Origin of the sequence: Brevundimonas diminuta, assembly GCF_050310045.1 — a bacterium.
GTDB classification, from domain to species: domain Bacteria; phylum Pseudomonadota; class Alphaproteobacteria; order Caulobacterales; family Caulobacteraceae; genus Brevundimonas; species Brevundimonas diminuta_F.
The window spans coordinates 110,500-132,699 of sequence record NZ_CP190005.1 but is presented as its reverse complement, the minus strand read 5'-3'; the positions used below and the strand labels follow the sequence as shown (position 1 = coordinate 132,699).

Below are 22,200 nucleotides of genomic sequence, written 5' to 3'. Positions count from 1 at the left end.
GCTCCCGACTGAACGCGGACAAGCTTTAGACGATAGGATCAGAATGTTGAAGAACTGTTTCCGACTGTTTCCCCTGTCGATCCACAGATGATCGACGCTTCCGCGCCCATCCGCGCAGGAAACTGCGGGCGGGCCGTTCGATCAGCCGATGAATAATCGCAGCGGCGACAATCAGTCCGGCGATGATGGCCAGCCACAATATCAACGGAAGCTGCTTGTCTTCGGCCCCGGTCAGACGCGCGGCGACATTGACGGCCAGAATCTGCCACGGGGCGCACAGCATATAGACCGCATAGCTGATCTCTCCCAGATAGACGGCAGGCGCCGAGCCCAGAACCGCCGCCCTGTCTGACGGGATGCTGGCCAGCGCCAGGATCAGCAGCCCCCCCGCCAGGACGATGACGCCGTCCCAGCTCATCAGCAGGGCGCTGAGGATCATGACGGTCGCCGCCGCCGCAGCCAGCAGCCCCGCGCGCGGCAGGGGCGCCCGGCGATAGACCAGATAGAGGGCGCAGCCATAGGCGAAGCAGGGCACGATTCGCAGCGCGCCCCATTTGAACGTCGCCTCAGTCAGCCGATAGCCCGCCACACGCTCGAACCCGACATAGAGGGCGGCCAGAAACAGGGCCGCCGCCCCCGTCGCCAACCACGGCCGGTTCCGCATTCGCCACGCCACGGCGGCGAAGACGGGAAAGGTCAGATAGGCGAACCACTCGGCCGAGATCGACCACGACGGGTGGTTCCAGCCCGCCTCGCTGGCAAAGCCCCAGGCGTGGACCATTAGCAGGTTGGGCAGCAGGGTCTTCCAGCTGAGAATGCCGGAATCGATCGTCATCCCCGCCGCTGTCGCCGCCAGCCCCAGCGCCATGACGCCGAACAGGGTGAACAGATGCAGCGGATAGACCCGCGCGATCCGCGCCCAGAGGAAGCCTCTGTAGCCGAAGCGCTTCTCGCCGAACGCCTGCAGATAGACGTGGCTGAGGATGAAGCCCGACAGGACGAAGAACAGCTCGACGCCCAGATACCCCTTGGCCGCCAGCGCAGGCATCCCGCCCGCCGCCAGATTGGGCCACATCAGATAAACCACGACCCACAGGGCCGCGAGAAACCTGAGCGAGGTCAGGGGACGGATGTCGATCGGCGTCGCAAAGGGCGTCATGGGATCATCCTGGCCGGTGAACCGACCGGGGACAGCCCGGCCGCACGACATCGTTCAGTGCAAGCCGGGCGCCATCCAGATTTATTCGACGCGGCCGCTTTCGCCCGCGCGCTCTATGGCGGCCGTGGCGGCGGCGCAGCCGGTCAGGGTCTCGCCGCCGATCTCGACCTTGGCGGTCAGGGGATAGGTGCGGTCGCTCATGCCATCCGAACAGTCGGTGGCCGTCAGGGTGATGGCCAGATCGTTCCCTGCCTCAGTCTTGGCCGCCCAGCTGGCCAGATTGCCCTGAAGCGTCGGGCCGGGATTGGCGGCCTTCTGCTCAGCCCGGTCGAGGCCGGAATAAATCAGGCCGTCGGACTTGATCTCAACCGTCCAGAAGGGCTCGTTGCCCAGCACCCGCACCGGCTGGTCCAGATCGACGCCCGCCAGGGCGCGCGGCTCAGCCTTGGCGGCGTCCGGCGCCTTTTCCGTAGGCTGGGAACAGGCGGCCAAGGTCAGAGACATCGCCAGAGACAGGGCAGCGGCGGACAGGATGGCGACGCGCATGGGCGGTCCTTTCTAGAGTTCGCAGGCAAGGTCACGGTTTGCCGCCACGCCGTCAAGACAGGCGCCAAAGCCGCGCGCCTGAGTTACAGTCGCCGCATGACGATTCGCCCCGCCCCAGCCGTAGACTCGGACGCCGCCTTCACGGCCTGCGAGTTCTTTGCGGGCGGCGGACTGGCGGGTCTGGGCCTGCATCTGGACGGCGCCGGATTCCGCACCGTTCTGGCCAATGACATCGACGCGGCCAAGGCGCGCGCCTTTCGCGCCAACCACCCCGATACGCCGCTGATCCACGGCGACGTCTGGACCGTGACGCCCGATCAGATCCCCGGCGCGCCGGACCTGTGCTGGGCCTCGTCGCCGTGTCAGGACGTCAGTCTGGCGGGCGCGCGCGGCGGGCTGAAGGCCCAACGCTCGGGCGCCTTCTGGGGCTTCTGGCGGCTGATGCAGGGGCTGGACGCCGAGGGCCGCGCCCCGCGCATCATCGTGCTGGAGAACGTCGTCGGCCTGCTGACCTCGGGCGAGGGTCAGGACTTCGCCGCCGTCTGCGGCGCCATGGCCGAGGCGGGCTATACGGTCGGCGCGCTGGAGATCGACGCCGGACTGTGGCTGCCCCAGTCGCGGCCGCGCCTGTTCATCGTCGCCATGCGCGATGTCGATGGCCCGCGCCTGAGCGCGCCCGCCCTGCCCTTCCACTCGCCGCGCCTGATCGCCGCTCACACGCGCCTGCCCGAAATGGTCAAGGCGAACTGGGCGTGGTGGCGGCTGGAAACGCCGCCGCACCGCAACCTCGATCTGGGCGCGGTTCTGGAGGACGGCGTCCCCGACTTTGACGAGGCGCAGACCCGGACCCTGCTGGCCATGCTGTCGCCGCTGCACCGGGCGCGGCTGGAGGCGATTCAGGCCTCGGGCGAGCGGCGCGTCGGTGCGGCCTTCCGCCGGGTGCGGGTCAAGGACGGGCAGAAGCTGCAACGGCTGGAAGTGCGTTTCGACGGACTGGCGGGCTGTCTGCGCACGCCGTCGGGCGGGTCGTCGCGCCAGTATGTCGTCATCGTCGAGGGCGGCCGCGTCGCCCTGCGCCGGATGACCGGACGCGAGGCGGCGCGGCTGATGGGCGTGAGCGAGGATTGGCGCCTGCCCTCAAGCGAGAGCGCGGCGCTGAAGCTGATGGGCGACGCCGTAGCCGTGCCGGTGGTGGCGGCGCTGACGCGCGGCCTGTTCCTGCCCGCCCTGACCGGCGGCGTCGAGGCGGCGGCCTGAACGTTCAATAATAGAGGTCTTCGTCCTTGCGGTCCTCGGCGCTCTCGATGCCCGGATCGAAGCGATTGTCGACCTGATCGTCCCAGCCGTCGCGGTCAGAGCGGAAGGCCAGCGCCATCAGGCCCCACGCCAGACCGACCGTGCCCAGCACGCCCAGCCCCATGGCGATCCAGCCATGCAACGTCATCTCCCCGCCGCCGATCAGACGCCAATAGGCCGCCAGCCCAAGCGTGCTGACGGCCGAAATGCAGACGGCGAGGATTAACGACCGCAGAAGCCGGAACAGGCGCCCGCCTCTGGAGGTCGTCTTCATGGGTCAGCCTAGCGCTGGACCCACTGGCCCTGGGCGTTCTTGTACCACTGGCCCGAGCTGATGCGCGGCAGCAGTTGCGTCTCGAACATCCGGGCCCCGGCCACCTCGGCCGAGGTGCCGGCCTCAGAGGCGCTGCGGGCATAGGCCTGACGGCGACCGGCGTTGGTCGCGCTGATGGCGGCCTGGGTGTCGCTGTCGACCGAAGTGCGCACGCCGACATAGCCGTCGGCCTGCTCACCGGCGGTTCCGGCGGCCTTGGCCTGATCCACCAGGGCCTTCTGCGAGGCGGTCTGGGCCACGGCGGCGCCGGCGGCGACGCCCAGTGCAGCCACAGCGGCCACGGCGACGAAGAGTTTGCGGTAAGTCATATCTAAAGCCCCCTTTCGTATCAGAACAGGTTGGGGTTTTCGCGGAGCAGGTTCTGCAGTTCCTGATCCAGCTTGATGCGGATATCGGCGTCCAGCTTGGCGTAGATCTGCAACGGCTCGCTGAACTTGATGTTCACCGTGGGCGCGCAGGCCACCAGGCTGACGGCAGAAAGGCTGGCGGCGGCGAGGCCGAAGATGGCGGCGAAATGCCGCTTGCTGATCTCAGGCCTTTTCATGTGGGCCAATCTCCAAAGGCGACGCGGGAAGGTCATGACGATCTAACGCCATGACGGGTGAATGGGTTCTGAACAAAGCGGGGCCTTGCATCAAGGCGTTTCATCCGTCGTCAGCACGGGCGTCTCGCCCCGACGTGCATACTCCAGCAGGTCGGACACGATCTGGTTGGCGTTCCAGCTGGTGTCCAGCGTCAGGTCGATGGGCGTGTCGGACGGCAGGTTCAGCTTCTTGTTCAGGAAGTCGCGGCGGATCAGCTCCATGAAGGTCAGCCGCAGCTCCTCGCGCTGGGGCGGATCATGGCGCCCGTTGATGCGGAACCGGACGCCCAGACGGCCGCCGTCCAGACTGTTCACTTCGGCGGTCAGGTCGCTGATCGCCAGATCCTGCATCGCCTGATAGGCCAGATCCTGCATGGTGTTGGGCGGCACATTGGGATCGCCGCCGCCGCCCGCGGCCAGGTCATCGAAGACCTCGGGCTGGATCGACAGGCGCCCCGGACGCACCCCGTTCAGCACCCCGCCGACAATGCGCCAGCCGGCCTTGGGATCATAGGTGAAGGGCAGGCGACCTGACACAACGGCGTCTAACTCGGCCTTGTCCTGAAGATTGGCGCTCTTGAGCAGTTCATTCAGCTGAACGCCCTCTACCACGACAACGCCGCCCCAGCCTTCACCCGGCGTCAGCGGCAGGGACAACGGCTCGATGCTGATGCGGCCGCCCGCCGCCTTGATCTCGCCGCCGCCGATGGTCAGGGCCTTTTCGTCCAGACCGAACGACAGCCGCACGTCGGTCAGCGGCGTCACCGTCTGCACCTGGTCGACCGTCAGCGTCTGGTCCGGCGCGGTGATGACCGGCGTCAGGCTGGTGAACTCGACCCGCCCCTTCAGGCCCTGCACCTTGCCCGCCGGGCTGGTGAAGTCGAGGTCCGGCACATTGAGAACGCCGGAGCTGGTCAGAGTTCCGGCGGTCCAGTCGAAGCGCCCCTCGAACCCGGCCGATCCCTCAACCGGCGACTTCACATAGTCGGCCACAAGCGGGCTGAGATCGTCCGGCTGAAGCCCATGCTCGGTAAAGGCCAGGTTCGGCGCCGAAATGACCGCGCCGCCCGCCTCGACGCGGCCGTCATGGCGCACATCGACCCGGCCGATGGCGTGGCCCAGCCGCGACAGGTCGAAGCCCGCCGTCCAGATCTCGTCCGCCAGCGTTGCTTCGCCCGCCGCCTGAACCGGCAGGAAGCGGGCGGGATCGGCGGCATCCGTCACCATCGCCTTGTCCACGCCGATGCGCATTCCCAGCCCCTTGGCCGCGCCATCCAGCGTCAGCGCGCCCTCGGCGCCGGACAGGGCGATCTCGAACGACGGCGCGGTCGTCGCCACGTCCAGCAGACGCGCCTGCGCCCGCCAGACGCCGCCCTGACTGGCGAACAGGGGCGCCGACGTCGGACAGATCTTGCCGGACAGGGCCTCGAAAGCATTCTCGCCCAGATCCAGCTGCGCGACGCTCAACGGAATACAGCTGTTCGCCACATAGGTCAGACGCCCGCCGTTCGAGGCCAGTTCGCCGTCGGTGCTGAAGGCGATGTTCCGCGCCGGACCGAAATCGAGCGCCGCCCGACCTTTCAGCCGCGCCGCAAAACCGCCGGACGTCAGCCGCCAGTCGATCCCCTCGAGCCGAGCGTCCGGCAGGCCGCCGCCGCGCGTGGCGATCAAGGTCGCTGCGCCTCCTCCGGGTCCGCCATTCGAGGCGAACAGGGGCCTGCCGTGCGCCTGCAGCCGCAGCTCGCCGCCATTGGCGGGGCGCACGGTGATCGGCTGAGGCAGGGTCAGCTCAAGCCCGGCGTTGTGGCTGACAAAGCGCACGCGCGGCGCGTTCAGGGCGAAGTCGCTCAGGCTGCGTTTCAGCGCCGCCATTTCCGGCAGATCATCGGCGACCGGCGCGCCCAGAGCCGTCAACGCCACATGATCGGCGCGCAGGCCGCCCTGCGCCTCGATCCGCGTCACCCCGTCGCGCACCACATCAAGGTCCACAGCCCCGCGCGCGCCGCGCAGGCTGAGATCGGGGGTGCGCAGCGCGCCCGCCTGTAGCGTCAGCGGCGCCTGAATTTCAAAGGCCGCATCATGGCCGCCTGCGCGCAGCATGGCCGTTTCAACGCGCACGCCGTTCAGCCGCGTCTCGCCCGACCGGCCTGCGCCCACGCTCATCTTCACCGGCCCGGTCAGGCGCCAGCGCGCCTCATCCGCCTCGCTCCCGCCGGTCACGGTCAGGGCGGCGTTCGGCAGGGACAGGTTCAGCGCCCGCGCCTCCATGTCCGCGCTCGACAGACGATCCGCCGTAACGCCTGCGCGAGTCTGACCCGACAGGGTGAAACGGTTCAGCCAGCCCTCGACCCGCCCGTCAAAGCCAAGGTCCGCGGCCAGCGCCTGAACCGTCCCGCCCGCTGCATCGCCCCCAACCCGATCCGCCGTAAACCGCCCCGTCAGAGCCACCGCGCCGTCGCTGCGCTGCGCCTTGGCGTCAGGATAGGGCAAGGCGCCCTTCAGGTGCAGCGCGACGCCTTCGCCCCGGCCCGGCGCAGCGGCGACGCTGTCCGCCGTCATGTTGAGTTCGACCGCCACCCGGTCGCCGGTCGTCGTCGCCTCAACCGTTCCGCCCAGAGCGCGCGCCTCGACGTCCCCGCTCTTCAACGCGGCGGCGGGCATCCGGGCTGACAGGCGCAACAGTCGCCCGTCGTCCAGCCGCGCATCGGCCGACAAGCGCAGAGGGCCGTATTCCGTGTCCAGTCGCGCCTGACCCTTTTCGATGATGATCAGCGGCGCGCGGGAATCCGGCTTGGGCGGCCTGCCGGTGAATTCCTCGATCAGAGGGTCGAGGCTGCCCAGCGACAGCTTCCCCTCCTTCCATGAGGCGCGCACGACCGGCCGAACCATGCGGACGCGGCTGGGCGTTACGCCCAGCCCCGCCTTCGACCACGGCATCCCCACGGCGTAGTCGACCTCGACCCGCTCAACCTTGAAGTCGGGGTCTTTTGGATCGCCGATAGAGACCTTGCCGACGAAACCGTTCAGCTCCAGCCGCTCGATCTCGACATCGGCGTCAACGCCCTTGCGGTCCAGCCACCCGACCAGCAGTTCGCGCGCCGCCGCCCGCCGGTTCAGATACAGCGTCGCCGCCAGCGCCAGCAGCACCGCCAACAGGATCAGCAGCACCCGCGCCGTCAGCCACAGCCGCGATCGCCGCCTGCCCCCGCCCCTGCCGGACGGCGCGCCATGAGAAGCTGGGGCTCCGTCAGGAGCGTCCGAAGAAGAAAGGTCGTCGGTCAAGGGCGCGGGAGGGTTCAACTGCACAGAGGATGGCACAACGCCACATAATGCCTGAAGACAACAGTCGTTGCAGAACAGACACTGTAACGTGGCGTCTGCGCCACTATCAATCCGCCACGTCAGGAAGAAGGCGAAGGCTCAGCAATAACTCTCGTTATACAGGAAATTACTCAACGCCGCCGCTACGCCGTTAACCAATCGTAACATAGTATCTTCCCAAGATGGGACAGGCGGGCTATATGGCTCGCTTCGCGTCCGTTGGGGGGACCTGCAGACGCGTCGAGATTCGACTGTTTTGGCGCGGAATGCGTCGCCGACTTGCCGGGGAATCATGGCTCAGTTCGATCCTCGCCGCCAGCCTGTACGGCTAGCGCCGCACCTGCTTACAACCTGCGCCGCCCTGGGCATCGCCCTGCTCGCCGGTCGTGGCTATGAACAGGTGAAGGCCGAGGAAGTTCCGATGCTCAGCGCGGAACAGATCGAATCCCTTGAGGCGCAGGCCTACGCCGCCGCCGCCGCCCCCGCCGGCATGACCACGCCGGAAGCCATTCCCGTCCAGATCCGTCGCGGCGAAACCTTTGAACAGGCCGTGCGCCGCACCGGCATCGGCGCCGATGAGGCCAAGGCCGTGGCCGACACCGTCGCCAGCGCCTTCGACCTGAAAGACATGCGCGCGGGTCTGCGTTTCGAGACCGCCGTGTCCAAACCGCGCGGCGGCATGGGCGACGCCCGTCTGATCGGCCTGACCATGCGCACCGGCCCGGCCAGCCAGCTGACTGTCTCGCGCAGCTTCGACGGCGCCCTGCGCCTGCGCTCGCTGGACGAAAAGATCACCGAGGAAACCGTCGTCGCCAACGACAAGGTGCAACGCTCGCTGTCGGCCAGCGCCCGCGAACTGGGCGCCACCTCCGCCGTGGTGCGTCGCGCCAGCCAATTGTTCGCGCACAAGTTCGACATGCAGCGCGACGTGAAGGCCTCTGACGAATTCACCCTGGTCTTCGACCGCACCGTGACGGAATCGGGCCGCACCGTCGAAACCGGCGAACTGCTCTATGCCGAGCTGAAGGGTCACGCCTTCTATCGCTTCCAGCCTGCGGGCTCGAAATCAGCCCAGTATTTCGACGCCACCGGCAAGAATACGCGCACCGCCATGATGCGCACCCCGTTGCAGAATTTCCGCCGCGTCAGTTCCAACTTCGGCGTCCGCACCCACCCCATTTCCGGCTATCGCAAGATGCACCAGGGCATGGACTTCGCCGCCACCACCGGCACGCCCGTCGTGGCGCCCGCCGACGGCGTGGTGGTCGAGGCCCGTCGCTGGGGCGGCTATGGCAACTGGCTGCGCATCCGCCACGCTAATGGTCTGGAAAGCGGTTACGGCCACCTGTCGCGCTATGGCTCGGGCATCCGCGCGGGTCAGCGCGTGTCGCAAGGTCAGGTCGTCGCCTATGTCGGCTCGACCGGCGCCTCGACCGGGCCGCACCTGCATTATGAGATCTGGCGCAACGGTCAGCGGATCAATCCGTCGGGCATCAAGACGCAGGAAGGCACCGTCCTGGCGGGCGCCGATCTGGCCGCCTTCCGCGCCGAAAAGGCCCGCATCGACCGCATCATCGCCGCCGGCGGCCAGCGCCGCCCGGGCGAGGTGCAGAACGCCGCCAACGGTCTGCGCCCCGCCGAGGGCTGATCGCCCTGGGTTTCGCCGGAGATCAGCCCACCAGCTGCGGAACCTCGCCCTGATTCGGGCAACGGACGCCGTGAACCCACACGTCCGCCTCGCCCAGCCGAATGCCCAGCAGTTCCAGCAGCGGCTGAACCACGGCGTCCAGCACCGGCCCCAACGGCGTCAGGACGGCCGCCAGCGGCGCGGTGACCAGATGCAAGGGTATGCCCAGCGCCGTCAGTTTCAGATCGCGCAACAGGGTCACGATCAGGCCGTTCACAAACCCCTTAGAGCGCACGCTCTTGGGCGTGGTTGAGCCGATTTCCGAGCCGCTGAACCGCAGTTCGCTCCAGTCCAGATCCGCAATCTGGATGTCGGCGCTGCCTTCAATCGTAATGAGCAGGATACGCACAAGGGTCGCCGGTTTGACCTTCAGTTCCGACCTGAAGTCACGCAGCTTCTTCTTGTCGACCTCGCCCAGCCGGACGCGCGCCACGCCTGAGCGCGCCTCGACCCTGACGCGCGGCGCCCCCTCGCACTGAATGTCCTTCAGACGCGCTTCAGCGCTGGCGGCTTCGATGAGGATCGGAACTTTAACCTCGGCCAGCAGATTCAGCAGCGGTCCAACCAGCGGTACTTTATCCAGCGCCGTCGCCTCCAGATAAAGCCGGGTCTGAACGGTGCGAATGATCAGGTCGCCCGATCCCGTCACCGTCAGCCAGGGCGAACGGTTCGGCCGCTCTCCGATCGCCAGCATGATCTCCAGATCGGCCAGGCCCGTACGCGCGCCGACATCCAGCGCCAGCTGACGGTCCTGATTGGCGGTCTGCAGGGTGGCCATCAGCAGATCCATCGCGGAAACCTGAGCGTCCAGACCGCGCCTCAACCCCTGCCGCGCATCGGCGTCGACCCCGATCAACTGGTCCAGTTTCAGCACCGCATTGGCCGGCAGGCGGGTCAGCTTGCCCAACACGCTCTTCGCATCCGATCCGGCCACGGCCTCCAGCGCCTTCAACACCTGACCCGTGCGGGCCTCATGCGCCAGCAGGGCGTCATAGTCGCCCGCATTGACCCCCACCTCCGCCGCCAGCGCATCTGAAAACTGCAACAGATTGATCCGCGCATCCGCCAGCGAACGATAGTCCATCGCCGTCAGCGATACCTGACTGCCCAGCAGACTGGACAGCAGGGCGTTGGCCAGCCCCCCGTCCACGCCCGCCAGCCGCGAGCCGATGGAGAACATGGCGGCGGGCGGATCGGCCGGAACCGCCGCCGTGGCGGAACGGGACACCGTCACGCTGTCGCGCCCGACGATCCAGCGCGCGAAATACAGCGGCGCAGGCGCTGTCAGCGTCACACGGGCGGCGTTGGCGTGAGCGCCCTGCGTAGGTCCAAAACGCTGGGCAGGCTTCAGCCGCTTGTCAGGGGTATAGGTCCCCACCTGCACCTGCGTCCCGGCCAGGTCCGACAGATTGGCCCCGGCGATATCACGCGCGGCCGCCTCTGTGCGCGACAGGGGCTGCGTCAGCGTCTGCGCCGCCGCCAGCGCCGACAGATCCGCCGCGCCCTGCACCTCGCGCCCCTTCAGCACCATCGAACCCAGATCAACGGCGAAGGCCGCCGTGACACAGATCAGGGCGCCGGCCACAGCCGCCATGATGGCGACGCCGCCGTGATCGTCGGTCAGTCTGTTGAAAATGCGCATTTCAGCCCTCCCCCACACGGATGATGGCTGAGCGCCGGATGGTTTCGGGCGGCGCAATCGTAAGGGGCGACAGCGCCATCAAGGGATGTCGCCTGGCGTCGTAGGCGACCTCGATCCGAAACGTCCCGGCCTGACCCCGCACCGTCACGACGGCGTCTGTCGGGCGCAGTCCCAGATCGCCCAACTGCGTGGCGACCACCGACCGGGCCAGTTGCTCACGTTCGAGCGGATCCAGCCCGGCGACCGCCGCGCGCGCGCCTTCCGAAACGGCCGCCTGAACGGAATGGGCCATCCAGAACCAACCGCCGTACACGATCATTCCGACCAGCAGCAGGATGAACATCGGCCCGACCAGGGCGAATTCTATCGCCGCCGTTCCCCGCCGATCAGCACCTTTACCAGAGTTCGCACTTTTCATCATCGCGCCTCCTGACGCGACGATATTGCGAAAAACAATCTAAAGGTGTGTGTAGGCGTTTGGTGAAAATCGCTGCGCCCCGTACAGGCGCCTTGAAGCGGCAGAGAACGCGAAAGCCGGACCAACTCCTTGCGCCCGCTGTTGGTCAGAGGGTGACCCACAGCGACATGAAGTCATCCATGCCGCAGAAACCTTCTGCAGCCTATTTGGCGACTTTCAGCGCATCTCCAGCCATAGGTTCAAGCTTGAGTTCCGGCAGGTTGAAGTTGCCAGCCTCCCAACGCTTCCTGCCTTCCGCACTCTGGGCGAACGTATTGTAGAGGCCGAGAGTCTTTGCAGGGCGCGGCGCATTGTTCGTCAGCCAGTTGCGCGCATGGGTCAAGGCTGCGGGATAGTCAGGCTGACGCCCCAGCACCTCCCGGTAGGCGGCGTCGACAACCTTGATCGCCAGAAGACCGGGCGACATGCTGGCGAGTTCGCGCTTTTCCTTCCACAGGGCCGCCGCCACATGGGCGATCATCGCAGCCGTGCGCTCTCCATGATCTCCCGCCGCGTCAGGCAGCATGCCCGGCGGAGCCCAGAACGGCAGAGCCGCTTCCGGACCGGGATATTTACCTTCCAGCGCTTCATGGAGACGTTCAAGATCCAGAACATGCGCCTCAGGCAGGGCAAAGCCTGTATGCTCTATATAGCCGAAACGCTCGTGCTGCCGATTAAAAAACTCGGGAGCGAGATCACAGTTCGACCCATAAAAGCGGCGATCCACAAACATGAAGGTCTGTTTGTTCAACAGCGCCGCTTCCAGCGTCATGGATGAAAAATCGCCGTAAATCCGGGCGGCCTGCGACACGAGGGCCGCTGCAGCGTCAGGATCGGAAACCACAATTCTTGCGCGCGCCAATTTCGTCTTGGCCGCCTGTTTCCATATGGACGGATGGACCAGATAGACAACACCTTCACGGTCCGGCAGCCGCCGTAGCGTAGAGAAGTTCACCCCCCACGAAAGAATGACCAGGTCACGCTGCTCACCGGGCGCTCCGCCCCAGGCTTGATGGTCTGGCCAAGGCCGACGCGTTCGGACTGAAAGATCGTCAATACGCGGATAGGCGACATGCGAGAATTTGTCCGCATAACGCGGGTGCATTCTTGCTAGTCGTTCGGCCCACATCCGCGTCGGAGAAATATAGCAATCATACTCAAGAAAGCGCGGATTATAGGTATAGCCCTTGAAAGGCGCGACCCCATGCTCAAGGCCGATCGAAATGAAGGGGCGGCCACCCCTTATAAACTGTGCAAAATCATAGGCCGAAAGCGAAGAAAAAACGGCAACTGGACACTCAGCCACAGAAAATTCCGCCATCCCCTCACATATATGGTCAAAAGAGACAGACACTACCCCGGAAAAATATTTCGATAGAGAATCCTGTACAGGAGAGAGACAATACTTGTCTTTCTGCTCTGCTGAAAAAAGATACGCTTTTACTGAATTCATCATGAATGCAAAAGAATCCCGTCGTCCGAAAAATTAGCCGCCTCATCTGAAAAGAACTTCTTGATCATCGTCGTAGAAACACCATTGGTACGGTTAAGATAAATTACATTACAATGATCTTTAAGATGATCGAACTTTCCTCTCCAGTCACTCCCCATAACAAAGGAATGGACAGACCATTGAACTATGTCTTCGACTTTTTGATCCCAGGAATTTTCAGGTATTACAACGTCGACACAGCCAAGTCCCGCGACAATTTCAGCTCGCGATGAATAAGGTATGACCGTATTCTTGCCTTTCACCGCATTAAAATCATCAGTGGAAACAGCAACAATCAGTCGATCACCGAGGGATCTCGCTCTTTCCAGGAGTCTGAGATGACCAACGTGAAAAAGGTCAAAGGTTCCGTAGGTTATTATAGTCTTCACGGAAGCCCCCCAATCTAGAATAGTATTATCGGCAAAACACCTCCGGGGACCTCAATCCCCAAATTTCACTCGTAACATCGCGTCCCTTCATTCCGCCATCTGAACATCTTTTGGAGCGACAAAATGACGCATGCGTTGACGTGCCGCGCGCACCAGTGAGCGTCTGTCCGAACCGGAGCGATCAGGCTTCCAGCAACCCCCGAACGAAATCATCGCGCCAGCGGGCGACATCGGTATCCTGAACGACCTGCATCAGGGCCTGCCATTTGCGGATGCGCTCGGCCAGGGGCATGGTCAGGGCCTTCTGGATGGCGTCTGACAGTTCCTCACGACTGAAGGGGTTGACCAGCAGGGCCTCCTTCATCTGTTCGGCCGCGCCCGCAAAACGCGACAGGATCAGGACGCCGGGGTTTTCCGGATCCTGGGCCGCGACATATTCCTTGGCCACCAGATTCATGCCGTCGCGCAGGGGCGTGACCAGACCGACGCGGGCGGCGCGATAGATGCCCGCCAGTTGGTCGCGACGGAACGTGCGGTTCAGATAGCGGACCGGCTGCCAGTCCATGTCGGCGTAGGCGCCGTTGACCCGTCCGGCCAGAGCCTCCAGCCGCACGCGCATGTCCTGATAGGTATCCACATCGTCGCGCGAGATCGGCGTGACCTGCAACAGGAAGACCTGACCGCGTTGGTCCGGATTATCCTCGAGAAACTGTTCATAGCCCAGCAGGCGCTGCTCCAGCCCTTTGGAGTAATCCAGCCGGTCGACGCCGACGATCATGGAGCGGAAAGCCGCCGAAGCCGCCATCCGGTCATAGGTCCGTTGCCCCAGAGGTGAATCGCGCGCCGCCAGGAAGCCGTCCGCGTCGATGCCGATGGGGAAGACGCCCGCCTTCACGCTGCGGCCGAAGGCTTCGATGCGGCCGTCGTCCAGCACCCTGCCCTGCGCCTCGACCTCGACATAGCGCTGAAACAGGCCCAGCCATTCGCGCGTCTGGAAGCCCAGCAGGTCGAAGTCGAACATCGACTCCACCAGCCGCCGATGATGCGGCAGCGTCACCAGCAACTGACGTGCAGGCCAGGGCGTGTGCAGGAAGAAGCCGATGCGGTTCTTCACGCCCAGACGGCGCAGGTCCCGCGCCATCGGGATCATGTGATAGTCGTGGATCCAGATGACGTCGTCGGGCTGCAATAACGGCTGCAACACCTCGGCGAAGCGGCGATTGGTGCGCTCATAGCCCTCGCCATAGGACCGCTCATAGGCCGTCAGGTCGATACGGTGATGGAACAGCGGCCACAGCGTCTTATTGGCGTAGCCGTTGTAGTATTCGTCGACGTCCTGGGGCTCCAGATCGACGGTGGCGACGGTGACGCCCGCACGGTCCTCGGTCTTCAGCTCGCCGGTGAAATGCTCGACCGTCTCGCCGGACCAGCCGAACCACAGGCCCTCATATTTACGCAGCGCCGCCGACAGGGCCATGGCCAGGCCGCCGGCCGAGCCCGCCGCCGGGTCTTTCGGCGCCGAGACGCGGTTGGAGACGACAATCAGGCGGCTCATCGGGCTTCCGTCCACGAACGACTGAGCAGGACCGCGCAGTTGATGATGCCCACCAGCGAATAGGTCTGGGGGTAGTTGCCCCACAGTTCGCCGTCCTGGATCGCGATGTCCTCGCTGAGCAGACCGGCATGGGTGCGGCGGCTGAGCATCTCTTCAAAGATCACCCGCGCCTCTTCGGTGCGGCCGTTCAGGTGCAGGGCTTCGATGTACCAGAAGGTACAGAAGTTGAAGGCCGTCTCCGGCTCGCCGAAGTCATCGGCATGGGCGTAGCGGAACAGATAGGGCCCCCGCTTCAGGTCGCTCTCGATGGCCTCGAAGGTCTTCACCTGACGCGGGTCGCGGGCGTCGAGGAAGCCCAGATCGGTCAGTTGCAGCAGGGAGGCGTCCAATTCCGTGCCGCCGAAGCTGGCGGCGAAGCGGCCCTCGTCCGGCAGATAGGCCTCGGCCTCGATACGCTCGCGGATAAGGCGCGCCCGGTCCCGCCACAGGGCGCAGCGGTCGTCCAGCCCCAGATGATGCGCCGCCCGCGCCAGCCGGTCGCAGGCCGCCCAGCACATGACCGAGGAATAGGTATGCACCCGCGCGATGGTGCGGAACTCCCACAGGCCCGCGTCAACCTGATCGTGCATGGCGAAGGCGCGCTCGCCCACCGTCTCCAGCGCGCGGAAGTCCTCGATCGTGCCGGGTCGCAGCAGGCGGTGATCGAAGAAGGCCTGAACCAGCGGCAGGACGATCTGGCCATAGACGTCGTGCTGAAGGTGCTCATGCGCCTGATTGCCGACGCGCACGGGCTTCATGCCGCGATAGCCTTCGACGCTGTCGACGATGCGCTCGACGATGGCGGGCTCCAGCCCCACGCCATAGACCGGCTGCACATGGCCGCCCGCCGCGTCGTCGACCAGATTGCGCAGATAGCCGAGATAGCTCTCGAGGATATCCACCGCGCCCAGCCGGTTCAGCGCCCGCACCGTATAATAGGCGTCGCGGATCCAGCAGTAGCGATAATCCCAGTTGCGCCCGCTCTCGGGGAATTCGGGCACGGAGGTCGTCATGGCGGCGACGATGGCGCCCGTCTCTTCATAGACGCACAGCTTCAGGGCGATGGCGGCGCGGATCACCGCCTCCTGCCAGTCCAGCGGCAGGTATAGAGTGCGGGTCCAGTGCTTCCAGTGGATGATCGTCTGATCCAGCGCCGCATTAACGCCCGCCAGCACCGACTGGTCATAGCCTTCGTCCGGGCCGAGGAAGAAGGCCATCTCCTCTTCCAGCCGAAAGGTGCGCTCATTCAGCACATGGCTGACCGGGCAGTTGGTGGTCAGGCGCAGGGTCACGTCGCTGCACAGATAGCGGATGTGGTTGGAGCCGGAGGTCCGGTCCGCCCGACGCGCGCCCCAGTCCGCCGAGGGGCGCAGACGCACGGTGATGCGCGGCGTCCCCGCCAGCGGCCGCAGCACCCGCGTGAAGGCCACCGGGCGATAGATGCGGCCGTGCTTCAGATGACGCGGGCAGAAGTCGAGAATCTCGACCGCTGCGCCGTCCGCCGCCGTCAGCACGGTGCGCAGGACCGCCGTATTGCGGACATAGGCCTGCTCGACCTCGACCTGCCCTTCCAGTTCGACCGACCAGAAGCCATGTTCAGGCGCGACGCCGTCCATCAGGGCGGAAAAGACCGGGTCGCCGTCGATGCGCGGCGCGCAGGCCCAGACAAAGCGCCCCTTCCGGTCGACGAGGGCGCTGACAGAACAGTTGCCGATGGGCGCAAGGTTCAGATTGGGCGTCATGCCTGCGCCTCCGCGATTCGCGCTGCGTTCGCGCTGACGGTGCCGAGCCAGTTCAGCACCGCCTCCACATCGTCGAGACGATATCGCGCCGCTGTCGGCCGCCCCGGTCCGACCAGAACGCCGAAGCCGCCGAGGGCCTCGGCCGCACGAAAGCCTGCCTCATCGGTCAGATCGTCGCCGACCATGATGGGCATGGCCCCGGCGAAGGGCGCCTCTGTCATAAAAGCCGCGACCGCCGCGCCCTTGTCTGCGCCCGGCGTCTTGAGCTCCAGCACCATCGAGCCGGGTTGAAGCGTCAGGCCGGTCTCATCAGCCAGAGCCGTCGCCAGGCTCAGGGCCGCCCCGGCCTCATCCGGCGCCTGACGGAAATGCAGACCCGCCGACAGGCCCTTGTCCTCGACCAGAACGCCGGGGCGATAGCGGGCGAAATCCTGAAAAGCGGCCAGAGCCGTGCGCACCGAAGGCGAAGGCTCACGCGCGCTCAAAGCCCCGTCGGCGGCGCGCCGCTCAAGCCCATGCACGCCCGACGCGGCGCGCGCCGCCCCGTCCACGATGCGGTCGATCTCGGCCAGGGTGCGGCCGCTGACCACGGCGACACGCCCCTTCAGCGCCTGCTGCAGGCGTATCAGGGTCTGAGTGCGGCGCGGGTCCGGCCCCACGGCCTCGGGCGTCGACGCCAGCGGCGCCAGCACCCCGTCCAGATCAAGAAACAGCGCTGCGTCTTCGAGACGAAGCGGCGGCACGGGCGGCAAGGCGAACGGTACGGGGGGTGCAAACCCCTGTGCAAAAGACATGCGTGTCAGAAATCTTTCTGTGTTTGGAACTTATGGCAACGCATGACGCGCCTAATGGTTGTCGCTATTCATCAAGCGTTCACCCACGACGGCGCCATTGTGCCGAACTCTCGAATGAGGCATTTGCCACTGCGCTACGAAGAGCCGCAGAAGCGGCCCCGGCGCCTGGAGCCGTCATGACTGCTTTCTCCGTCCCGTCCTCTGCTGAACAACTGGCCGCCATGTCTGATCGGGCGCGCGAAGTCGTGCGCCTGAACATAGAGGCGCTTGAGGCGCTGGAGCGGTCGCTGGATTCCTCCATCGCTCGCGCCGCCGACGTCATCCTGTCGCGCCCCGGCTATGTGGTGGTGACCGGCATGGGCAAATCCGGCCACATCGGCGGAAAGATCGCCGCCACCCTGGCCTCGACCGGGACAAACTCCTTCTTCGTCCACCCGGCGGAAATGAGTCACGGCGATCTGGGGATGCTGCGCCCGGACACCACCCTGCTGGCCCTGTCCAACTCGGGCGAAAGCCGCGAACTGCGCGACCCGCTGATCTTCTGTGCGCGCAACAATATTCCCGTCATCGGCCTGACCCAGCGGCCGCAGAGCTTCCTGGGCCGTCACTCCGACGTCTGCCTGACCATGCCCAAGGTGGCCGAGGCCTGCCCCAACGGTCTGGCGCCGACGACCTCGACCCTGATGTCGCTGGCCATGGGCGACGCCCTGGCCATGGTGCTCATGGACCGCCGCGGCTTCACGCGGGAGGATTTCGGCCTGCACCACCCCGGCGGATCGCTGGGCATGAGCCTGCAGACTGTTCGAGAATGGATGGGCGACAACGCCGCCGCCCCGGCCAGCGTGCCTCTGGACGCCGATTTCAGAACCGTCGTCTCGGCCATCACCGAGGGACGAAAGGGCGCCGTCGCCGTGCTGGCGCCCGATGGCGCATTGGCCGGAATGATCACCGACGGCGACGTGCGCCGCGCCTTCACCAACGATATCACGGCCCTGCACGCCGAAGACATCATGAGCCGCAGCCCGATCACGGTCGAGCCGGACGCCCGGATGAGCGATGTGGTCGACCTGCTGTCCGCCAACAAGATCAGCAACCTGTTCGTCATCGATGACCGCCGTCCCGTCGCCATCATCCACATCGCCGAACTGATGCAGGCGGGCTATGTGTCCTGATGGCTGAAGACATTCTGTTCGACGCCAGCCGGCTGCTCAGCCGCACTGAGCGCAGCGCCCCGACGGGCGTAGATCGGGTTTGCCTAGCCTATGCAGAGTGGCTGATCGAACACCCTGTCTATCGCATGGTGCCGGTGCGGGCGCGCCACGACCAGTTGGCCCGCATCGACAATGGCTGGTTCCGCGACCGGCTTGCCGAGCTTCGGTCGCGCTGGCGCGGGCCAGGCGTGGTCAATGAACTGGGCCCCGACGCCCAGCGACTGTTCGCCGCCCTGCGCGCGTCCGACAACGGCGCCTCCGTCATCGGTCACGCCCCCGAGGAAGAGCCGCCGCCCAAACGCATCAAGCAACGCGTCTGGAAGCAGTATTTCCGCACCCGCAGCGTCAAGGCGCCGCCGCCGGCCCGCGCCTATCTGAACGTCGGCCACACCAGCCTGAACACGCCAGATATCCTGACGGCGCTGAGCGCCGGAAATATCGAACGGGTGGTGATGATCCACGACCTGATCCCGATCACCCATCCTGAGTTCTGTCGTCCCGGCGACCGCGCCAAGCATGAACACCGGGTCGTCAATGTGCTGCGCCACGCATCGCGCGTCATCGTCAACTCCCAGCACACCGCCGATGAACTGCTGACCTTTGCAGGACGGTCGGGGCTGTCGGCGCCGCCCGTCGATGTCGCCCATCTGGGTCTGGAGCGGACGCTGAACGGTCCGGTCGAGGTCGGCGCGGCCCACCCCTATTTCATCCACGTCGGCACCATCGAGGCCCGCAAGAACCTGGCCTTCCTGCTGACGGTCTGGCGACGCCTGCACGAGAAGATGGGCGCCGCCGCACCGCGCCTGGTGCTGGTCGGCCGCTACGGCTGGGAAAACGAGGCGGTGCTGGACCTGTTGCAACGTTCGCCCAACCTTCAGGGCCTGGTGCATCAGGCCGAGAACCTGCCCGACTGCGCCCTGTCGGCCCTGATGCGCGGCGCCCGCGCCGTGGTCGCGCCGTCATCGACGGAAGGATTCGACCTGCCTGCCGTAGAAGCCAGCGCCATGGGCGTTCCCCTGATCGCATCGGACATCGCCGCCCACCGAGAACTGGTGCCTCACGCCCGCCTGATTGATCCGCTGGACGGTCTGGGCTGGCTGGCGGCTCTGGAAGAATGGACGCTGACAGCCCCTGTCGCGCCGGCCTATTCCGCCCCGACCTGGGAGCGTCATTTCCAGGTCATCGAACAACAGGTGCTGCCGCCCTCTGGCGGTGCGTCCGCCCTGCGGGTAAGCATCTGATCAAACTGCTTACAGAGCCGTCATGACCAGAACCGCCGCCAGCCTGATGATCGTCGCCCTGCTCGCGGGCTGCTCCACCCTGCCGCGTGACGGGCCGTCCGGGCGCCGCGTGGTCGAAGGCGCCAGCTCGCCCGAGCGCGCAGGCGACTACGCCATCGTCAATCTGGACTTTGAACTGAGTGAACGCCTGAAGGCCGCGCCGCCCCCGTCGTTCAGCAGCCTGGCCCTGGCGTCGAGCGAGGCGCCGACCGATGTGATCGGCGTGGGCGACACCCTGGCCGTCAGCATCTTCGAGCCCGGCGGCGGCCTGTTCGGCGGCGGCTCTTCCATGTCCGCATCCGCCGGCCAGCAGACCCTGCCTCCGCTTGTCGTCAACCGCGATGGTCAGGTGCCGGTGCCGTTCGCGGGTAATGTGTCGGTTCAGGGCCTGACGCCTGCACAGGCCTCGGCCGCCGTGCGCCGCGCCCTGATCGGCAAGGTCGCCAATCCGCAGGTCATCGTCACCGTGGCGGGCAACACCTCCAACGCCGTGACCGTGCTGGGCGAGGTCCGCAACCCCGGCCGCCAGCCTCTGTCGGCCAACCATGACCGCATTCTGGACGTCCTGGCCGCTGCGGGCGGGTCCAGCCGCTCCATCTACGACGTCAATGTGCAGATCCAGCGCGAGGGCCGCACCTACGTCGCGCCCATGTCGATCGTCACGACCGAGTTCAACGAGAACGTCCGCCTGCAGCGCGGCGATCAGGTGAACCTGGTCTACAAGCCCCGCCGCTTCAGCTCCTTCGGCGCCTTCAACGCCGTGGCCCGCAGCGAACTGCCGCCCGGACCGCTGACCCTGGCCGAGGCGCTCAGCGGCGTCGGCGGTCTGGACTCCAATCTGGCCGACGCCAAGTCGGTGCTGGTCTTCCGCTTCGAGCGACCTGAGACCGCCCAGCTTCTGGGCATCCAGCAGGCCCCCACCGCGCGCGGCGTGCCGGTCGTCTATCGACTGAACCTGTATGAAGGCGAGGGCTTCTTCATCGCCAGCAACTTCCAGATCGAGCCGGACGACATCATCTACGCCCCGCGCGCCGGGGCCGCCGAGATGCGCAAATTCTTCGAATTCGTGCAGAGCATGACCCGCGTCGTCTACGACGTGTCCGTCACCAGCACGCTGAACCGCTAAAGCGATGCTCCCGGGTCGTTTCGGCCGCCGCCGCGACGTCCCGGCCCTGCCCGAGCAGGCGCCGCCTGACGCGCCCGAGGGCATTGACGACCTTCTGGCTGAACTCGCGGCCATGGAGGCGGCGGCGCGTCAGGTCTATGCACGTCATGGCCTGCCGGATCAGCCCGGCCATTATCGCCGCACAGGCGAAGACGCCATGTGGGAGAAGATCGCCGACCGCCTGAGCCCGGCCGAAAAATGGGCGCTCATGGAGGCGGCGCCCACTCAGTCTGGCTGGCGTTTTTCTTCTCTGGAAGGAATAGGCGCGCATTCGGATATTGTTGAGGTGCGTCGCGCCGCCGCCCTGCTCGACGCCTGCCGAGGTCTGCGCCAGCGGTTGAGCGGAGACGCGCCCATCTCGCCCCAGGACCTGATCGACGCCATCCGGCTGGGCGCCGCATGGCGAAGGCTGTCGGGCCATGAGTCGGATGAACCCATGGCCCTGCTTCTGCCGGGCGAGGAGGACCTCTAGGCGGACGCCTGGCCAACCGCCCCGGCCAGCAGTTCGATCGAGCGTATGCGCGCGGTCGGGTCCCAGATCTGACTGGTCAGCATCAGTTCGTCGGCCCCTGTGCGTGCGACGAAGGCCTCCATCGCCGCCCGGGCCGTTTCCGGCGCGCCCACAGCCGAGCAGGAAAGCGCCGCGTCGATCATGCCGCGCGCCGCCCCATCCAGCCGCTCATAATAACCTTCGACCGGCGGCGGCAGCTTTCCGGGGCGGCCGCTTCTCAGGTTGACGAAGGCCTGCTGGACCGAGGTGAACAGCAGGCGCGCCGCCTCGTCCGTCTCGGCCACAAAGACGTTGTAGCCCAGCATGGCGTAGGGCTTTTCCAGATGCGGCGACGGCCGGAAGGTCTGGCGATAGATATCGAGCGCCCGCATCATCTCGCCCGGCGCGAAATGGCTGGCGAAGGCGTAGGGCAGACCCAGATGGGCCGCCAGTTGGGCGCCATAGGTGGACGATCCCAGAATCCAGATCGGGACATCCTGCCCCTCGCCCGGATTGGCGATGATACGCTGGCCGTCCTGCGCCGGGGCGAACCACTGCATCAGTTCCATCACATCCTGCGGGAAGGCGTCGTGGTCCCCCTGAAGCGTGCGGCGCAGGGCGCGCGCCGTCGCCTGATCCGAGCCGGGCGCCCGGCCCAGCCCCAGATCAATGCGGCCGGGGTGCAGCGCGTTCAGGGTGCCGAACTGTTCGGCGATGACCAGAGGGGCGTGGTTGGGGAGCATGACGCCGCCCGCGCCGACGCGGATGGTTTTCGTGGCCGCCGCAACCGCGCCGATGACGACCGAGGTCGCTGCACTGGCGATGCCTGCCATGTTGTGATGCTCGGCCAGCCAGTAGCGGCTGTAGCCCAGCCGTTCGGCGTGGCGGGCCAGATCAATGGTGTTTGCGAGCGCCTGCCCTACATCGGAGCCTTCCGGCACGGGGGCGAGGTCGAGAATGGACAGTGGGATCATCCAACCGATATGGGGCCGCTTTTCAGCGACGCCATACCGATCGG

At 66.1% G+C, this 22,200-nt stretch carries 20 protein-coding genes; 6 read left to right on the top strand and 14 right to left on the bottom strand.

Annotation, left to right across the window (positions count from 1 at the left end):
* Nucleotides 1–25: 25 nt before the first annotated feature.
* Both ACORJG_RS00635 and ACORJG_RS00630 read right to left on the bottom strand, forming a co-directional pair.
* Nucleotides 26–1,159 carry an acyltransferase family protein gene (locus ACORJG_RS00635; protein WP_427790716.1) on the bottom strand — a complete coding sequence of 378 codons (1,134 nt, stop codon included), beginning with the start codon at nucleotides 1,157–1,159 and terminating at the stop codon, nucleotides 26–28.
* Nucleotides 1,160–1,240: 81 nt separating this feature from the next.
* Nucleotides 1,241–1,705, bottom strand: a complete 465-nt coding sequence (locus tag ACORJG_RS00630; RefSeq protein WP_427790714.1) for a COG3650 family protein — start codon at nucleotides 1,703–1,705, stop codon at nucleotides 1,241–1,243.
* A gap of 96 nt (nucleotides 1,706–1,801) precedes the next feature.
* On the opposite strand from ACORJG_RS00630, the gene ACORJG_RS00625 reads away from it, so the two are divergent.
* Complete coding sequence (locus ACORJG_RS00625) at nucleotides 1,802–2,962, top strand: DNA cytosine methyltransferase (RefSeq protein ID WP_427790713.1); 1,161 nt, start codon at nucleotides 1,802–1,804, stop codon at nucleotides 2,960–2,962.
* A 4-nt stretch (nucleotides 2,963–2,966) separates the two neighbouring features.
* Here the strand turns inward: ACORJG_RS00625 and ACORJG_RS00620 are convergent, their stop codons facing one another.
* The 4 genes from ACORJG_RS00620 to ACORJG_RS00605 all read right to left on the bottom strand — a co-directional run bounded on the left by ACORJG_RS00620 (nucleotide 2,967) and on the right by ACORJG_RS00605 (nucleotide 7,200).
* Complete coding sequence (locus tag ACORJG_RS00620; RefSeq protein WP_427790711.1) at nucleotides 2,967–3,275, bottom strand: hypothetical protein; 309 nt, start codon at nucleotides 3,273–3,275, stop codon at nucleotides 2,967–2,969.
* Between the two features lie 8 nt (nucleotides 3,276–3,283).
* Nucleotides 3,284–3,643 (bottom strand): YdbL family protein, encoded by a 360-nt coding sequence (locus tag ACORJG_RS00615; RefSeq protein ID WP_427790709.1) that lies wholly within the window; start codon nucleotides 3,641–3,643, stop codon nucleotides 3,284–3,286.
* Between the two features lie 20 nt (nucleotides 3,644–3,663).
* Nucleotides 3,664–3,879 (bottom strand): YnbE family lipoprotein, encoded by a 216-nt coding sequence (locus ACORJG_RS00610; RefSeq protein ID WP_427790708.1) that lies wholly within the window; start codon nucleotides 3,877–3,879, stop codon nucleotides 3,664–3,666.
* A 90-nt stretch (nucleotides 3,880–3,969) separates the two neighbouring features.
* Nucleotides 3,970–7,200, bottom strand: a complete 3,231-nt coding sequence (locus ACORJG_RS00605) for an intermembrane phospholipid transport protein YdbH family protein (protein ID WP_427790706.1) — start codon at nucleotides 7,198–7,200, stop codon at nucleotides 3,970–3,972.
* Between the two features lie 331 nt (nucleotides 7,201–7,531).
* Between ACORJG_RS00605 and ACORJG_RS00600 the strand changes: the two genes are divergently transcribed.
* Complete coding sequence (locus ACORJG_RS00600) at nucleotides 7,532–8,887, top strand: peptidoglycan DD-metalloendopeptidase family protein (RefSeq protein ID WP_427790704.1); 1,356 nt, start codon at nucleotides 7,532–7,534, stop codon at nucleotides 8,885–8,887.
* Nucleotides 8,888–8,909: 22 nt separating this feature from the next.
* Here the strand turns inward: ACORJG_RS00600 and ACORJG_RS00595 are convergent, their stop codons facing one another.
* From ACORJG_RS00595 to otsB, 7 genes are all read right to left on the bottom strand, one after another.
* Nucleotides 8,910–10,568, bottom strand: coding sequence for a TadG family pilus assembly protein (locus tag ACORJG_RS00595; protein WP_427790702.1), 1,659 nt, complete (start codon nucleotides 10,566–10,568; stop codon nucleotides 8,910–8,912).
* A gap of 1 nt (nucleotide 10,569) precedes the next feature.
* Nucleotides 10,570–10,989 carry a TadE/TadG family type IV pilus assembly protein gene (locus ACORJG_RS00590; RefSeq protein WP_427790700.1) on the bottom strand — a complete coding sequence of 140 codons (420 nt, stop codon included), beginning with the start codon at nucleotides 10,987–10,989 and terminating at the stop codon, nucleotides 10,570–10,572.
* Nucleotides 10,990–11,188: 199 nt separating this feature from the next.
* On the bottom strand, nucleotides 11,189–12,481 hold the full coding sequence (locus ACORJG_RS00585; protein WP_427790698.1) for a hypothetical protein: 1,293 nt from the start codon (nucleotides 12,479–12,481) through the stop codon (nucleotides 11,189–11,191).
* Nucleotides 12,478–12,906 (bottom strand): adenylyltransferase/cytidyltransferase family protein, encoded by a 429-nt coding sequence (locus ACORJG_RS00580; RefSeq protein WP_427790696.1) that lies wholly within the window; start codon nucleotides 12,904–12,906, stop codon nucleotides 12,478–12,480. The genes ACORJG_RS00585 and ACORJG_RS00580 overlap by 4 nt, the downstream gene beginning before the upstream one ends.
* A 181-nt stretch (nucleotides 12,907–13,087) precedes the next feature.
* Nucleotides 13,088–14,461, bottom strand: a complete 1,374-nt coding sequence (locus ACORJG_RS00575) for an alpha,alpha-trehalose-phosphate synthase (UDP-forming) (protein ID WP_427790694.1) — start codon at nucleotides 14,459–14,461, stop codon at nucleotides 13,088–13,090.
* On the bottom strand, nucleotides 14,458–16,242 hold the full coding sequence (locus ACORJG_RS00570) for a glycoside hydrolase family 15 protein (protein WP_427790693.1): 1,785 nt from the start codon (nucleotides 16,240–16,242) through the stop codon (nucleotides 14,458–14,460). The genes ACORJG_RS00575 and ACORJG_RS00570 overlap by 4 nt, the downstream gene beginning before the upstream one ends.
* Nucleotides 16,239–17,036: a trehalose-phosphatase gene (otsB, locus tag ACORJG_RS00565; protein WP_427790691.1), complete on the bottom strand. Its 798-nt coding sequence runs from the start codon at nucleotides 17,034–17,036 to the stop codon at nucleotides 16,239–16,241. Before otsB ends, ACORJG_RS00570 begins: the two co-directional genes overlap by 4 nt.
* Nucleotides 17,037–17,212: 176 nt before the next feature.
* Between otsB and ACORJG_RS00560 the strand changes: the two genes are divergently transcribed.
* The 4 genes from ACORJG_RS00560 to ACORJG_RS00545 are packed head-to-tail and all read left to right on the top strand — an operon-like array spanning nucleotide 17,213 to nucleotide 21,164.
* Nucleotides 17,213–18,208 (top strand): KpsF/GutQ family sugar-phosphate isomerase, encoded by a 996-nt coding sequence (locus ACORJG_RS00560; RefSeq protein ID WP_427790689.1) that lies wholly within the window; start codon nucleotides 17,213–17,215, stop codon nucleotides 18,206–18,208.
* On the top strand, nucleotides 18,208–19,488 hold the full coding sequence (locus ACORJG_RS00555) for a glycosyltransferase family 4 protein (RefSeq protein ID WP_427790687.1): 1,281 nt from the start codon (nucleotides 18,208–18,210) through the stop codon (nucleotides 19,486–19,488). The genes ACORJG_RS00560 and ACORJG_RS00555 overlap by 1 nt, the downstream gene beginning before the upstream one ends.
* 22 nt (nucleotides 19,489–19,510) lie before the next feature.
* Nucleotides 19,511–20,653 carry a polysaccharide biosynthesis/export family protein gene (locus ACORJG_RS00550; protein WP_427790685.1) on the top strand — a complete coding sequence of 381 codons (1,143 nt, stop codon included), beginning with the start codon at nucleotides 19,511–19,513 and terminating at the stop codon, nucleotides 20,651–20,653.
* Between the two features lie 4 nt (nucleotides 20,654–20,657).
* The gene (locus tag ACORJG_RS00545) at nucleotides 20,658–21,164 is read left to right on the top strand and encodes a hypothetical protein (protein WP_427790683.1); all 507 of its coding nucleotides are present in this window, start codon (nucleotides 20,658–20,660) and stop codon (nucleotides 21,162–21,164) included.
* Here ACORJG_RS00545 and ACORJG_RS00540 read toward each other — a convergent pair.
* The gene (locus ACORJG_RS00540; protein ID WP_427790681.1) at nucleotides 21,161–22,156 is read right to left on the bottom strand and encodes an LLM class flavin-dependent oxidoreductase; all 996 of its coding nucleotides are present in this window, start codon (nucleotides 22,154–22,156) and stop codon (nucleotides 21,161–21,163) included. The genes ACORJG_RS00545 and ACORJG_RS00540 overlap by 4 nt on opposite strands.
* Nucleotides 22,157–22,200 lie beyond the last annotated feature (44 nt).